The following is a 14806-nucleotide window of genomic DNA, read 5'->3' as shown; positions in this document are numbered from 1 at the left end:
TATTCTAGTGATGCCTGCATGACCTGGCGGAATCTTGGCCGTTACAGACAAAATGCCGTTTCGCGCAGGTTCGGGGCAAACAAACGGGAAATCGGAGAACCAGCATGCTTGCAGCGAAAAAGAGCGAAATCGACGTTGCCGATACCATCTATTCCTATCTCTCGCGCCGTTTTCCCGCCTATGCGCCCTTCACCGCCGATACGCTGCTTCTCGAAGGCGGCGTGATCGATTCGCTCGGATTTCTGGAGCTGATGATCTTCCTTGGCGAAGGTTTCGGCATCATTCTCGATGACGAACATTTCACGCCCGAAAATCTCGGAACGCCCGCCGACCTCATCGCCTTCGTCCTCAGGGAACGGAGGAGATGACACCCCATTACCTGCTGCACCACCTGCTGGCCGCCCACGCGGCAAGCGACGATCAGGCCCTCGTCTACAAGCAACAATCGTTGCGTTACCGCGAATTCGCCGCAGCCGCGACACGCTGCGCGGCGGCCCTGCAGCAGGCCGGCGCGGAACGCGGCGACCGCATCGTCATCTATCTGCCGCGCGGCCTTGAGGAATGCTGGTCGATCTTTGGTGTCAGCAAGGCGTCCGGCGTTTTCGTGCCGGTCAATGCGCTGCTGAAGGCGCAGCAGATTCGCCATATCGTCAGCGATTGCGGCGCGAAAGTCGTCATCAGCAGCAGGGCGATGGCGGATGAACTGAAGGCGGCGCTGGACGACTTTCCGCATGTCACGGTGCTGCTGGTGGAAGAAATCGAGACCGGTACGAAAGCGCCCGCCCGCCCGTCGGCGGCAATCGGCGAAGACCTCGCCGCCATCCTCTATACGTCCGGCTCCACCGGTTCGCCCAAGGGCGTGATGCTGTCGCACCGCAATCTTCTGGCCGGCGCGCGCATCGTGCGCAGCTATCTCGATATTACCAGCAAGGACCGAATTCTCTCCCTGCTGCCCTTCAGCTTCGATTACGGCCTGAACCAGCTGCTGACAGCGGTGGAACAGGGTGCAACCACTGTTATCTCCACCTTCCGGCTGGGCGACGAAATCGTCCGCGATCTGCGCGACCATGCCGTCACGGGTCTGGCCGGCGTGCCGACAATCTGGGCGATCCTGACGAAAGCCGCCCCCTCACTCACCAAGACGCCTTTGCCGCATCTGCGTTACATCACCAATTCCGGCGGGCGCGTGCCGCAGGAAACCGTAAAAGCGCTGCGCGAGAAGCTGCCGGACACAAAGATCTACCTGATGTACGGCCTCACCGAAGCCTTCCGCTCCACCTTCCTGCCGCCAGACGAAATCGACCGCCGCCCCACCTCCATCGGCAAGGCCATTCCGGAATGCGAAATCTTCATCGTCACCGATAAGGGACAAAGGGCAAAACCCGGCGAGCCCGGCATTCTTGTCCATCGCGGCCCGACCGTGTCGCTCGGTTACTGGAACCGGCCGGAAGACACGGCGAAGGTTTTGCGCCCGCATCCCTTCATCCCGGTCACGCTCGGCGGCGAGACGGTGTGTTATTCCGGCGATCTGGCGGTGGAGGACGACGACGGTTTCTTCAGCTTCGTCGCCCGCAACGATGCCATGATCAAATCCTCCGGCTATCGCATCAGCCCGACAGAAGTGGAAGAAAGCCTGATGTCGACCGGGCTGTTCCAGCAGGTCGCCGTCATCGGCCTGCCGGACCCCTTTGCCGGTGAAAAGGTGCATGCCGTGGCGACCGCCGCCAATCAGGCCATCGATGTTTCGGCGGCGCTGAAGAAGGCCGCCGAAATGCTCGCCCCCTTCATGATCCCGCGTGCCATCGAGCTGGTCGACCGGCTTCCGGTCACCGCCAATGGTAAAGTGGATTACCGCGCGCTGGTGCGCGAACGGACCGACAATGTCGCCCACGGATAAGCCCCAGAGCCATGGCCCGGCCCTTGCGGCCGCGCAATTTGAAATTCGCGACAACGATCTGATGATCGGCGGCCTGGCCGTTCGCGGCATCGTCGCGGACACCGGAACGCCGTGTTTCATCTATGACGCGGACATCATGCGCCGCGCCTATCGCAGTCTCGAAACGGCGCTCAGCGGCTTTGCCGATATCTATTATTCGGTGAAGGCCAATCCCCTGCCCGCCATCATCTCGCTTTTCCGGCAGGAAGGCGCGGGCGCGGAAATCGCTTCCGTCGGCGAATATCGCGCCGCCATCAAAGCGGGGGTCGCACCGCAAGACATCATTTTCGCCGGCCCCGGCAAGGGAATGGCGGAACTGCGCGAGGTGATCGAGGGCGGAATCGGCGAAATCCATATCGAGAGCGCCGAGGAAATCGCCCGCATCGAGGAAATCGGCAGGCCGGTCAAGGCTTCGATCCGCATCAATCCGGTGCCGGATGCCCAGGCCGGCGCGATGCGCATGGGCGGCAAGGCCACCGCCTTCGGTTTCGACGAGGAAGAGCTGGAAAATGTCCTGCCGCTCTTTAACGACGCCCGGCATATCGATCTCGTCGGCATCCATATTTATGGCGGTACACAAATCCTCGATGCCGATACGCTTGCCTCTCAGTGGAGACATGCAATTTCCATCGCGGCGCGTATGGCGCAGATGCTGGACAGGCGGCTCGAAACCATCGATCTCGGCGGCGGTCTCGGCATCCCCTATTTCGCCGGAGAAACGCCGCTCGATCTTGAAACGGTGCGTGCCGCCATTCCCGGCCTCAAGACGCTTCTGGAAGCGCATCCGCTGATTGCCGATGCCCATGTCATCGTCGAACCCGGCCGCTTCCTTACGGGGGCTGCGGGCATCTATGTGGCGGAAGTCAACTCCGTGAAGACCTCACGCGGCACCACCTTCGTGGTGACGGATGGCGGGATGCACCATCACCTCGCCGCCTCAGGCAATCTCGGCCAGATCGTCAAACGCAATTACCCGATCGTCGCGCCGGCCATGATGCGGGCGGACCATGCGGACACGGCAACCATCGTCGGCCCGCTCTGCACACCGCTCGATACGCTGGCCCGCAATGCGGCGCTGCCGAAGCTGAAGGCCGGCGATCTCCTCGCCATCCTGCAATCGGGCGCCTATGGCGCCAGCGCCAGCCCCACCGGTTTTCTCAGCCATGCGGCTGCGAAGGAAGTGCTGGTGGAGGATGGGACGTTTGCGGTGATCGGGCGCTGAAGGGCTGGGAAAGCAAGAAACGTGGCTTTACTGGCGAATGGAAGCATGGCGCTAACGAACAACAGCGCGTCTACCGTTCCTATTTTTCCTTGTATTTAGTGCAGTGTCGGAACCACACAGATAAGCTGGCACACTCGGTTCAACGCGCCTCATAGGTCGTGCAGTTCTTGACTTCGAAGTTGTCCCTGGAAATGGGCTTTGTTCCAAATGTGCTTTCATCGGCCGAATTCGTCATCTGCAAGATGGTCTGGTGCGGCGTGTTGTCAATATAGTATTCCACCTTCGAGCAAACAGGAGCCGAACTGCTTACGCGGAACCGCGCTGCATAACTCGGCTTGCTGCCCGAGGTGCTTTTCAGCCTTATCGTCCCGGTGCATGATCCCGCGCGCTTCTGGAAGTCGCAACCGGTGACGGCTTGCTTCTTGTCAGCGGGGGCAGGTTCCCGTTTGCCGACACCCTTTGCGGCCCAGGGGTTCAGAGAGGGATCGTTTTCAGCGGCCCGGATCGCCCTACGGGCCTTGGCGGAGGGAGGGGCCTCGCGCTGCCGTTTCAGATCGTCCATGACCTCGCTTTCGAGTTCCTCCTCCGATTTTTCGTCCAGCGGGGCATTGGCCAGTCCTTGAAGTAGTACCCCGATGCCCAGGCCGATCAGGGCTCCCGTTGCGGCAGAGCCTCCGCCGGATGTGGAACGACCGCTGCCGCCGCTTTGACCGCCGCTACTCTTTCCGCTGCTGCTTTGGCCGTAGCTTCCGCCGCGGGTCTCAATGCCGTGCGAATAGCCGTGGCGCGCCAGAGCCGGGGATGACGTGGCGATCATTGCGGCGAGAACGATAAGGGCCGATGCGATGACCGCGCCATTTGGCGGTCTCGTGAACGTTTTGCTGTCCATCAGGGGTTGTCCTTCGCGTAGTAGTAGTACTCTTGAGCCAGTTCCTTAAAAAACGCCCCAAAGGCTCTGTCGAGTCCCAACTCGTCGCAACGCCGGGCGGCGTTCTTGAACAGGACCATCATCTTGGCGTTCTGGTTGCTCCACATCTTGCTGACAGGGTTGAGAACGTCGTCGAGATATCTAGCGACGTCGAAGGCGGGAGACGCGCCGTGAATGCGCCTTATCGTGGCGATAAACTCCTGTCGGGAAAGAGCAGGTACATCGACACTTCCCACTGCTTTGTACTTGTAGTTCACTGAGCGGAAGCTCGCGCAGAGAAATGCCTTCAGCGCCAGTTTGTCGGCATTTTGCGCCTTCATGGCTCGGGCGATCTGATAGGCGGTCTGTTCATATCCGAGCGAGTAGAACTCCTTGCCGAAATGCACAGTTTCCGACAAACAGGCCGATGGTGATCGTCCGCCATGGGCCGTCATCGCCTGCCTGAGAATATTGAGATACTTCGAAGCGGCCGCATATTCCTTGCGGGCCGCATGGCCGATGACCACAGCAACGACCCATTCGCGGCATTGAAGATAATTGTCGCCCGAACGCCAGGAGCAGCCGGCAAGGTTGCGCCTTGCAGCATCGAACATGCCGGAGGACATGACCTTCTTCGCGGCCACCGAGACGTCCTGGATTTGGGTATATTGGGCATATCCCGCCGCCGGCAGAAGCCACGCCACGACGGCCAAAATTATTTTCCACTTCATGCCAACCTCATCAGTACAATGTTCTCGTATCCGTATCGCGTGCAGCAAACCGCTGTCCTCCCTCAATTGGAGTAGAAATAGCGATTAATCTCTCGATTTACGTCGTTACTGATAAAGTTATGTAGGTCAGTGGAAGGACTGCTCGGTTTCGTTATTAATTCCGATAAAAAAAACGCGTTTCGTAGTTGAGGCACGCGGCAGCGTTGCGAAACAGTAAAAAAGCCCGCCATTGCACATTTCGTTCGTGCTTCGAATTTTTAGAGAGGCTATTAGTCTTTGCAATACTGTATCCGAACGTAAGGAAGCTCCATGCCTACCGGTTGGAACATCAGCCAGATTGCCGACGCCTTTTCCAACGCTGCAGCGGGACACGAAAGTTGGCGATATGCCCTCGACGCCATTAGCGAAGGCGTGGGGGCAGCCGGAGCAGGCATCGTGCCACTGAAGGGGGCCTTGCCGGAACTCCCATCGAGTTCGAGTTGCGCGGAGATCGCCGAGCGCTATGTCAGGGACGGCTGGATCAAGACAGACCCCCGCTTTCGGGGCATTCCCGCGCTGTATCGTAAGGGTTTCACCACGGATTTGGATTTCCTGACCGTGGAGGAAATAAACAGAAGCCCTTATTATCAGGAATGGCTGCATCCCTTCGGGTTGAAGTGGTTCGCCGGGCTGCGAATTGCCGGGCTGGAAGAGGAGTGGGTGCTCTCCCTCCACCGGTCCGAGGCGCAGGGTCCGTTCAGCGAGGCGGAGGTAAGCCTGCTGCTGCGCCTGTCTCACGACATCTCGGCCAGCGCCGTCCTTGCCAACACGCTGGGATTTTCGCGCGCCGACGCGGCCCTTGAGGCCTTTACTTTGAGCGGTAAGGCAGTGGTGATGTTGAACCGTCTTGGCGAGGTCGTTCGCACCAATGCCGCCGCCGAACAGATGTTCGACGACGATCTTCGTATTTGTGGCAAACGTCTTGTTTCGACATGTCAGCAGTCGGCGATGAGGCTTGAGCACGCCGTCGACGTTGCGTGCGCCCGCCCGCAGGAATGTTTCAACAGCCCAGTACTGTTGAGAAGGTGGAACTCGACGCCGGTCGTCGCCTTTGTTTCTCCTGCAAGAGGCGTCGCCAGAGACATTTTTTCACCCTGCCAGACCTATGTCATCCTGGTCGATCCATACCAGCGGGGCAAACCGGCGGCGGCGGTCTTGCAAGAACTTTTCGGCCTGACCCGCACCGAAGCAGTGCTGGCTGGACGCGTGTCACGCGGAGAAGCCCTGCGTGAAATCGCGTGCGCCATGGCGATTTCCTACGAGACGGCCAGAACCCATCTTCGCAACGTGTTCGCCAAAACCGGCCTGAACGATCAGGCCGATCTGGTCGCCTTTCTTTTGCGCCTAGATATTGGGATAAGTTAATAAATCGCGTCATCCCCCGCGCAGCAACCTGTCCCCCACCGCGAATTTCGATTTCAGCAGGCACTCGTCATATTCCGCCTCGGCCACCGAATCGAACACGATGCCGCCGCCGACATTAAAGACGGCGCGGCCGTCGTCGAACAGCGTCAGGGTGCGGATCGCCACCGAAAAGCGCATATCACCATTGGGAGATATAAAGCCGATCGCGCCGCAATAGGCGTCGCGCGGGCCGGCTTCCAGCTCGCGCAGGATTTTCATCGCCCACATTTTCGGCGCGCCGGTGACTGAGCCGCAGGGAAACAGCGCCGCGAAGATGTCTTCCACCTTCGCGTCAGGCAGAAGCTTCGCCCGCACATGACTGACCATCTGGTGCACCGTGGGATAGGTCTCGATATCGAACAGCCGCGGCACATGAAGGCTGCCGACCTCCGTGATGCGGGAAATATCGTTGCGCAACAGATCGACGATCATGCGGTTTTCGGCGAGCGTCTTTTCATCCGCCAGCATCGCCGCGATGATCGCCCGGTCCTTTTCCGCGTCCGCCCCGCGCGGCGTCGTTCCCTTCATCGGATGCGTCTCGATGAAACCCTGACCATCGACAGAAAAAAACAGTTCCGGCGAGCGCGACAGAATGACGGGGCCGCCAAGATCGACCAGCGCGCCATATTTCACCGGCTGACGTTCGATCAGCGACCAGAAGGCAGTCAGCGGATCGCCGCTCCAGCGGGCAGTGACGGGCATGGTCAGATTGCCCTGGTAACAGTCGCCGCGGCGCAGATGGTCGTGCAGGCGCGCAAAGCGCTGCTGGTATTCGTGGAGTGTCCATGCCGGCACGGGATCGGAAAGAAACGCATCCGCATCCGGCAGCGCGTCCGGACGCGCAAACCGCCCGGCATCCGGCTGCGGGCCGGAAAAGACGCCGAAGTTCAGAAACGGCACGTTGCGTGGCTCGGCGGCAAAAGGCGCGAGTTTCGGCTCGAACAGGAAACCCGCCTCGTAGGACATATAACCGGCAAGGTATTTACCGGCACGGCGCAACGCATCCATGCGCGTGAGCGCGGCAAAAAACGCCTCTGGCTCATCCGCGACGATGATCTCTTCCGGCTCGGTGAAGACTGTCACCGTGCCGGTCGTGTCATCCCGGAAAAGAACGTAAGGCGCATGTGCCAAGGAAAAAATCCGTAGAGGGTAAGTTGGGGATCTCAGAGTGGTGGAGAGACCTGTCCGTCGTCATCCTCGGGCCTGTCCCGAGGATCTGCCGCTCGTTGATTTCAGCTACCTCGGCAGATCCTCGGCGCAAGGCCGAGGATGATGTCGAGTGTGTAGAGACGTCGCGACCCACTAAACCGGGTCTATGTCGCCCCGCGCCCACATTTCGATGGTTTCCGCATAAAAATCGGCGAAACGACCTTCCTCGATCGACTTGCGGATACCCTGCATCAGCTCCTGATAATAGGCAAGATTGTGCCAGGAGAGCAGCATGCCGCCCAGCGCCTCGTTGGAGCGCGTGAGGTGATGCAGATAGGCGCGGGAATAATCGCGCGAGGCCGGGCAGTTGGACTGTTCGTCCAGCGGCCGCATATCCTCGGCATGGCGGGCATTGCGGATATTGACCTTGCCGCGGCGGGTAAAGGCAAGCCCGTGGCGGCCGGAGCGGGTCGGCATCACGCAGTCGAACATGTCGATGCCGCGCGCCACCGATTTCAGGATATCGTCAGGCGTGCCGACGCCCATCAGGTAACGCGGCTTTTCGGTGGGCAGCACCGGCAGGGTGATGTCGAGCATGCCGAGCATCACATCCTGCGGCTCGCCGACAGCAAGGCCGCCCACCGCATAACCCTTGAGATCAAGCTGCTTCAGCCCCTCGGCGGAGCGAATGCGCAGATCCGGCTGGTCGCCGCCCTGCACGATGCCGAACATGGCCTTGCCGGGCTGCTCGCCGAAGGCGACGCGGCAGCGTTCGGCCCAGCGCAGCGACATTTCCATGGCGCGCTCGATTTCCTTGCGCTCGGCCGGCAGCGCAATACATTCGTCGAGCTGCATCTGGATATCGGAATCGAGCAGGCCCTGGATTTCGATCGAGCGTTCCGGCGACATGTGGTGCAGCGATCCATCCACATGGCTCTTGAAGGTCACGCCCTTCTCGTCGAGCTTGCGCAGGCCGGAGAGCGACATGACCTGAAAACCGCCGCTGTCGGTGAGGATCGGGTGCGGCCAGCGGATCAGCTCATGCAGGCCGCCAAGGCGGGCGACACGCTCCGGACCCGGCCGCAGCATCAGGTGATAGGTATTGCCGAGAATGATATCGGCACCCAGTTCCCGCACCTGATCGAGATACATGGCCTTGACGGTACCGACCGTGCCGACGGGCATGAAGGCAGGCGTGCGGATGACGCCGCGCGGCATGGCGACCTCGCCGAGGCGCGCGCCGCCGCTCGTGGCTTTCAGGGTGAAGGTGAATTTGTCGTGCATCAGTTTTTCCGGAACAACAGGCTGGAATCGCCATAGGAATAGAAACGGTATCCGGTTTCGATGGCGTGCCTGTAAGCGTCACGCATCGTTTCGAGACCGCAGAAAGCCGAAACCAGCATGAACAGCGTCGATTTCGGCAGGTGGAAATTGGTCATCAGAATATCGACCGCGCGGAAACGGTATCCCGGCGTGATGAAGATGCCGGTAGCGTCGGACCATGGATGGATAACACCATTCTCGTCAGCCGCACTCTCGATCAGGCGCAGCGAGGTGGTGCCGACTGAGACGATGCGCCCGCCCCGCGCCTTCACCGCATTCAGCCGGTCAGCGGTTTCCTGCGAGACGTGGCCGATCTCGAAATGCATCTTGTGATCGTCGGTATCGTCCGCCTTCACGGGAAGGAAGGTGCCTGCCCCAACGTGAAGGGTGACGAAATGCCGTTCGATACCGGCCTCGTCGAGCGCTGCGAACAGATCGGGGGTGAAATGCAGGCCGGCGGTGGGTGCGGCAACCGCACCCTTCTCGCGGGCGTAGATGGTCTGGTAATCGATCTGGTCCTGCTGGTCCTCCGGCCGCTTGGCGGCAATGTAAGGCGGCAGCGGAATATGGCCAACGGAGGCAATCGCCTCGTCCAGCACCGGGCCGGACACGTCGAACAGCAGCGTGATCTCGCCATCCTCGCCCTTTTCCTCGACGGTTGCTTCCAGATGGGCAAGGCCGCAGGCATTGTCGCGCTCGTAACCGAAGCGGATACGGTCGCCTTCCTTGATGCGCTTGCCGGGGCGGGCGAAAGCCTTCCAGCGGGACTGGTCGGCACGCATGTGCAGCGTTGCCGAAACCGCCGTCTCCGGCGCACCTTCGCGCAGGCGCACACCTTCCAGCTGGGCGGGAATGACGCGGGTATCGTTGAAGACAAGCGCATCGCCGGGCCGCAGGAAGGACGGCAGGTTAAAGACGCGATGGTCTTCCATGCGGTCTTGATTCGGATCGACGACCAAAAGGCGCGCGCTATCGCGCGGGTTCGCCGGGCGAAGGGCGATATTTTCCTCGGGCAGGTCGAAATCGAACAGGTCTACACGCATTGCAAGGGTCTTCCAGAAATCCAATGACACGGCACGATGTTTTGCATCCCGAGGCATCCACCTCCCTCATTCCTGTGCTTGTCACAGGAATCCAGCCGACGCGCGTCTGCGCGACGAGGAGAGTCCTTTCAGCCCAAGGACTTGGGCTGGCTGGATTCCTGTGACAAGCACAGGAATGAGGAAAGAAGAGAACGACGCGACGGACGATAGGCACCAAACATGCCGCACCGTCCCCGCATCACCCACCGTCAATAAACATAAAAACCCGCCTCGCATAGGCTGCGAGACGGGTCGAACTGCAATTTCCGACAATCAAGCCGCCGAAGCGAGCTTCATCGAAACGATCGAATCGGGATCCTTCACCGGCTCGCCGCGCTTGACCTTGTCGATGGCTTCCATGCCTTCGATGACCTGGCCCCAGACGGTGTACTGCTTGTTGAGCCACGGAGAATCCGTGAAGCAGATGAAGAACTGCGAGTTGGCGGAGTTCGGGTTCTGCGAACGCGCCATGGAGCAGGTGCCGCGCACATGCGGAATGGCGGAGAATTCTGCCTTCAGGTCCGGCTTGTCGGAACCGCCCATGCCGGCGCGGGCCGGGTTGAAGCTTTCCGCACCCTTCTTGCCGAACTGCACGTCGCCGGTCTGGGCCATGAAGTCTTCGATGACGCGGTGGAAAACGACGCCGTCATAAGCGCCTTCCGATACCAGTTCCTTGATGCGGGCAACGTGGCCAGGCGCAACTTCCGGAAGCAGCTGGATCACGACCTTGCCGGTCGTCGTTTCCATGATGATGGTGTTTTCCGGATCCTTGATCTCGGCCATGACTATTCTCCTCTGTTCGGGCTCTATTGCCCTACCTTACTTCTTGCCGACGGTGACCTTGATCATCCGGTCGGGGTTGGAAACTTCGCCGTTGCTGCCCTGCCCGCGCTTGATCTTGTCGACGGCTTCCATGCCGGACACGACCTTGCCGACCACGGTGTACTGGCCGTTCAGGAACGGGCCGTCGGCAAACATGATGAAAAACTGCGAATTGGCGGAATTCGGGTCCTGCGAGCGGGCCATGCCAACCACGCCGCGCGTGAACGGAACCTTGGAGAATTCGGCCGGAATATCGGCCATGTCGGAACCGCCCGTACCCGCGCGCTGGGCGTTGAAGCCCTTCTCCATGTTGCCGTACTGCACGTCGCCGGTCTGCGCCATGAAGCCGTCGATGACGCGGTGGAAGGCGACATTGTCATATGCGCCCTTCTTGGCCAGCGCCTCGATCTGCGCCACGTGCTTCGGCGCGACATCGGGCGCAAGCTCGATGACAACGGGACCGTCCTTCAGCTGGATGGTCAGAAGTTCGGCGGCCGAAGCAATGGTGCTGGCGGCAAGCGCACCGGCAAACAGGACGCCGGCAAAGGCAAATCGAACGAGTTTCATCGGATTGGCTCCAAATGTGAGGCTGAAGTCAGCGCTTCAGCTTGGCGTTAAGGGCTTCAAGCACGGCTTTCGGCACAAAGGCGTCGACATTGCCGCCCATGGCGGCGATCTGCCGGACCAATGTGGCTGTAATGGGTCGCGAGGATGTGCCGGCGGGCAGGAACACGGTCTGGATATCGGGGGCCATCTGGCGGTTCATGCCGGCCATCTGCATTTCATAGTCAAGATCGGTGCCGTCGCGCAGGCCGCGCAGCAGAAGGCGCGCGCCGTGCTCTCGGGCGGCGTCGACGACCAGATTGTCGAAGGAGACAACCTCCATCCGCGCCGCCTCGCCCGGCAGCTGCTCGGCAAGCGCTTGTCTGATCAGCGCCGCCCGCTCCTCGAAGCTGAACATCGGCGCTTTTCCGGGATGGATGCCGACGGCGACGATGACTTTCGACGCCACGTTCAGCGCCTGGAGAAGCACATCCAGATGTCCGTTGGTCATCGGATCGAATGATCCTGGATAAAAGGCAATCGTCATATCGCTCTCAGGTGGTGGGCGCGCTTCGATGCTGGGTATCATGTGCCCGCCTTTTGTCATGGAGAGCCACGCGGCGCAAGACATTATAACCGCGCAACACAACCGCGGCAGCGCCGTGAACCCCGGATGAACGGGCCGTTCAGTGCGGTTTCAGAGCTATTTCGTTTAAATGCACGGCATCGGGAAACCGAAACGCCCCTCACCCGTTAAGCATCCGGAGAATTGAAAATGCTGGCCTTCATGATCGTCCTTTCGATCATCGCATCATTCGCAGCCGAGTATCTTTTTCTCGAATGACGACGCCGCCAGTTTCCTGAACGCCAGATGAACGAGCCATTCAAGGAAGTTTCACCGGCGCGATGCTAATCGATTTTTACGGTTGACGCGGAACATGTCGAGACATGGCGCGTTAAGAAAGAACCAAAGGAACGGACAGATGTTTGTAAGAGAAAAACAGTCTACTTCGGCGAAAATCAGCGTCATCAGCACCGCCTGGACAGTCCTGGTTATCGCAATGGTAGCAACGACGTTTAGCCTTTATGAGCAGAAGCCTGAAACCCAGGGACCGGACTATCCGCAGCTCACCGCCCGTTACCAGTACATGAATTATTACTGATAACGGGGAGAATTTCCTCGAAACTCCCGGAGACGATATCATGTTCACATTTCTGACGATGCTTCTGGCCCTGATCAGCGTTATGTTCGTGACATCCATGATCTCCGTCGTCGCCGAGATGCGGCGGGAAGACGAGGAATTCAAGGCCATGATCCGGCGCGACCGCGCGTTCTGAGCGCGGCATACCGGCTTCAGGCCGTTGCAGGAATGATTCTTTTCAGCCGCCTGGACTGTCCGGGCGGTTTTGTTTTGCGAAGCCGCCGGCCTTTCCTTCCCTCATTCCTGTGCTTGTCACAGGAATCCAGCCGACGCGCGTCTGCGCGGCGATGAGGAGTCCTTTCAGCCCAAGGACTTGGGCTGGCTGGATTCCTGTGACAAGCACAGGAATGAGGGCAGTTAGGCGCTCAACTCCAAGCGGTCGCTCCCATTTCGACGCCCCCAATCACACAACCGTTTTCAAAACCCCGTTTTTCCAAGGCAAATTCCCTTCAATTTCCGTTTGGATTGATTTAAGGAACGCCGATACGTTGCGGGCCGGACAGCCGGCGACCGCGATGACGTTCCTGTGAGGTTTGCATAACGATGCTCGATTCCCTGAGAAATGCTTCTCGAACCATGGCAGCCAAGCTGCTGCTTCTCCTGCTTGTTGTTTCGTTCGGCGTCTGGGGCGTCTCCGCATCGCTTGTCACCGCCAATTCCCACGCCGTCATGACGGTGGGTGACCAGACGGTCAGCCCGCAGGAATTCCGCCTCGCTTATCAGCGCCAGATTTCCGATCTCAGCCGCCAGTTCGGCACGAGGCTGACGACCGAACAGGCCAAGGCCTTCGGCATCGACCGGCAGGTCTTCAGCCAGCTTGCCGCCGGTGCAGCCCTTGATGAGCTGGCTTCCAAGATGAATCTCGGCCTTTCGGAAGACCGCCTTGCCAATCTGATCGCCGAGGACCCGGCCTTCAAGTCGGTCAACGGCCAGTTTGACCGCAACCTGTTCAGCGAGCGCCTGCGCAATTCCGGCTTCCGCGAGGACGACTATATCAAGGAACGCAGCAAGGTTGCCGTCAGAAGCCAGATCGTCGAAGCCGTGTCGGATGGTTTTGCCGCGCCGCAGGTGCTGGTAGATGCGCTGAAGCAGTATCGCAACGAGCAGCGCGCCGTCGATTACGTCATTCTCTCCAATGCCGTCATCCCGCCGGTCAAGGCTCCGGGCGACGACGTGCTCACGCCGTGGTTCGAAACCAACAAGACGAAATATCGCGCGCCGGAATTCCGCAAGTTCACCTATGTGAAGCTCGAGCCCTCCGACATTGCCGAGCCGGCCTCGGTGACCGATGCGCAGATTGCCGACTATTATAACAGCCACAAGGACAGCTTCCGCACCGCCGGTCGCCGCACCGTCGAGCAGCTGACGTTCCCGGACAAGGAAATGGCCGCCGCTGCCGCCGAACAGATCAGGCTCGGCAACACCACCTATGACCAGGTGGTGAAGGATCAGGGCAAGACCGCCTCAGACGTGACGCTCGGCGAATTCACCAAGGATACCATCCCCGACCAGTCGATCGCCGACGCGGCCTTCGCCATCCAGAAGGATGGCGGCGTCTCACCGGTGGTCGAAGGCTCCTTCGGTCCGGTCATCCTGCGCGTCACCGGCATCAAGCCGGAAACCACCCGCACCCTGGACGAGGCCAAGGAAGACATCCGCAAGGATCTCGCCACCGCCGCCGCCGCGGAAGAAATCACCAATGTCCACGACCGCTACGAGGATCTGCGCGCCGGCGGCTCCTCGCTTGCCGATGCGGCACAGCAACTGAACCTGAAACCCGTCACCATCGCCGCCATCGATGCCGCCGGCCTCGACGAAAAGGGCGATGCGATACAGGGCCTGCCCTCGCCGCAGCTGGCGCAGGAAGTCTTCAAGACCGAACCCGGCACCGAAGCCCTGCCGATCAATCTCGGCCGCGAAGGCTATATCTGGTTCGATGTCGACCAGATCATCGCCGCCCGCGACCGCACGCTTGCCGAGGTCCGCGACGACGTCGTGGCCGACTGGACGGCGGAGCAGCAGCGCACCGCGCTTGCCGCCAAGGCCGACGAGCTGAAAGCCCGCGTCGAAAAGGGCGAGACGCTTGAGGCCGTGGCCGGCGAGCTCAGCCTTGCCGTCGAGCAGAAATCCGGCCTGCGCCGCACCAGCGAAGACGCGATTTTCGGCCGCCAGACCATCGCCGCCGTCTTCTCCGGCGCCGAAGGCGTGGTTGGCACGGCGGCGGACGCCGACGGCTCCAGCCGCATCCTCTTCAAGGTCACTTCCGTCGACACCAACGCCCCCGCCGACGCGCTTGCCAATGACGACCAGCAGTTCAACGCCATCGCCCGCGCGGCCGGCGACGACATGCTGGACCAGATGGTCAACCGCCTGCAGAACGACTATGGTGTCACCATCAACCAGGCCCTCGCCGATCAGGCGATGGTCGGCTTCTGACCGGGGGGCG

At 60.5% G+C, this 14806-nt stretch carries 14 protein-coding genes; 6 read left to right on the top strand and 8 right to left on the bottom strand.

Features of this window, described 5'->3' with window-relative positions:
- Window positions 1-104: 104 nt before the first annotated feature.
- From ACI2KA_RS13130 to ACI2KA_RS13120, 3 genes are read left to right on the top strand one after another with little or no spacing between them, the layout of a single operon-like run.
- Window positions 105-368: an acyl carrier protein gene (locus tag ACI2KA_RS13130; RefSeq protein WP_404502676.1), complete on the top strand. Its 264-nt coding sequence runs from the start codon at window positions 105-107 to the stop codon at window positions 366-368.
- The gene (locus ACI2KA_RS13125) at window positions 365-1897 is read left to right on the top strand and encodes an AMP-binding protein (RefSeq protein ID WP_404502674.1); all 1533 of its coding nucleotides are present in this window, start codon (window positions 365-367) and stop codon (window positions 1895-1897) included. The genes ACI2KA_RS13130 and ACI2KA_RS13125 overlap by 4 nt, the downstream gene beginning before the upstream one ends.
- Window positions 1881-3158 carry a type III PLP-dependent enzyme gene (locus tag ACI2KA_RS13120; protein ID WP_404502672.1) on the top strand — a complete coding sequence of 426 codons (1278 nt, stop codon included), beginning with the start codon at window positions 1881-1883 and terminating at the stop codon, window positions 3156-3158. The genes ACI2KA_RS13125 and ACI2KA_RS13120 overlap by 17 nt, the downstream gene beginning before the upstream one ends.
- 139 nt (window positions 3159-3297) lie before the next feature.
- Here the strand turns inward: ACI2KA_RS13120 and ACI2KA_RS13115 are convergent, their stop codons facing one another.
- Both ACI2KA_RS13115 and ACI2KA_RS13110 read right to left on the bottom strand, forming a co-directional pair.
- Window positions 3298-4047, bottom strand: a complete 750-nt coding sequence (locus ACI2KA_RS13115; RefSeq protein WP_404502670.1) for a hypothetical protein — start codon at window positions 4045-4047, stop codon at window positions 3298-3300.
- The gene (locus ACI2KA_RS13110) at window positions 4047-4796 is read right to left on the bottom strand and encodes a hypothetical protein (protein WP_404502668.1); all 750 of its coding nucleotides are present in this window, start codon (window positions 4794-4796) and stop codon (window positions 4047-4049) included. Before ACI2KA_RS13110 ends, ACI2KA_RS13115 begins: the two co-directional genes overlap by 1 nt.
- A 309-nt stretch (window positions 4797-5105) precedes the next feature.
- Between ACI2KA_RS13110 and ACI2KA_RS13105 the strand changes: the two genes are divergently transcribed.
- Entirely contained in the window at window positions 5106-6200 is a 1095-nt protein-coding gene (locus ACI2KA_RS13105; RefSeq protein ID WP_404502666.1) for a helix-turn-helix transcriptional regulator, read from the top strand.
- Between the two features lie 9 nt (window positions 6201-6209).
- On the opposite strand, the gene ACI2KA_RS13100 is transcribed toward ACI2KA_RS13105, so the two are convergent.
- The 6 genes from ACI2KA_RS13100 to coaD form a co-directional block, all read right to left on the bottom strand.
- The gene (locus ACI2KA_RS13100) at window positions 6210-7370 is read right to left on the bottom strand and encodes an aminodeoxychorismate synthase component I (RefSeq protein ID WP_404502664.1); all 1161 of its coding nucleotides are present in this window, start codon (window positions 7368-7370) and stop codon (window positions 6210-6212) included.
- 171 nt (window positions 7371-7541) lie between these two features.
- On the bottom strand, window positions 7542-8672 hold the full coding sequence (tgt, locus tag ACI2KA_RS13095; RefSeq protein ID WP_404502662.1) for a tRNA guanosine(34) transglycosylase Tgt: 1131 nt from the start codon (window positions 8670-8672) through the stop codon (window positions 7542-7544).
- Window positions 8672-9754, bottom strand: coding sequence for a tRNA preQ1(34) S-adenosylmethionine ribosyltransferase-isomerase QueA (gene queA / locus ACI2KA_RS13090; protein WP_404502660.1), 1083 nt, complete (start codon window positions 9752-9754; stop codon window positions 8672-8674). Before queA ends, tgt begins: the two co-directional genes overlap by 1 nt.
- A gap of 312 nt (window positions 9755-10066) precedes the next feature.
- Entirely contained in the window at window positions 10067-10576 is a 510-nt protein-coding gene (locus ACI2KA_RS13085) for a peptidylprolyl isomerase (protein ID WP_404502658.1), read from the bottom strand.
- Between the two features lie 36 nt (window positions 10577-10612).
- Complete coding sequence (locus tag ACI2KA_RS13080; RefSeq protein WP_404502656.1) at window positions 10613-11182, bottom strand: peptidylprolyl isomerase; 570 nt, start codon at window positions 11180-11182, stop codon at window positions 10613-10615.
- A gap of 28 nt (window positions 11183-11210) precedes the next feature.
- Window positions 11211-11705, bottom strand: a complete 495-nt coding sequence (gene coaD / locus ACI2KA_RS13075; protein WP_404502654.1) for a pantetheine-phosphate adenylyltransferase — start codon at window positions 11703-11705, stop codon at window positions 11211-11213.
- 656 nt (window positions 11706-12361) lie between these two features.
- Here coaD and ACI2KA_RS13070 point away from each other — a divergent pair.
- The gene (locus tag ACI2KA_RS13070) at window positions 12362-12496 is read left to right on the top strand and encodes a hypothetical protein (RefSeq protein ID WP_256387174.1); all 135 of its coding nucleotides are present in this window, start codon (window positions 12362-12364) and stop codon (window positions 12494-12496) included.
- A 407-nt stretch (window positions 12497-12903) separates the two neighbouring features.
- Window positions 12904-14796: a peptidyl-prolyl cis-trans isomerase gene (locus ACI2KA_RS13065; RefSeq protein ID WP_404502652.1), complete on the top strand. Its 1893-nt coding sequence runs from the start codon at window positions 12904-12906 to the stop codon at window positions 14794-14796.
- The last annotated feature ends 10 nt before the right edge of the window (window positions 14797-14806 follow it).

The sequence above is a fragment of the Agrobacterium sp. NPDC089420 genome (assembly GCF_044900305.1).
Taxonomy (GTDB): Bacteria; Pseudomonadota; Alphaproteobacteria; order Rhizobiales; family Rhizobiaceae; genus Agrobacterium.
The sequence above is the reverse complement of the archived record's forward strand: the minus strand, read 5'-3'. Positions and strand labels throughout refer to the sequence as shown.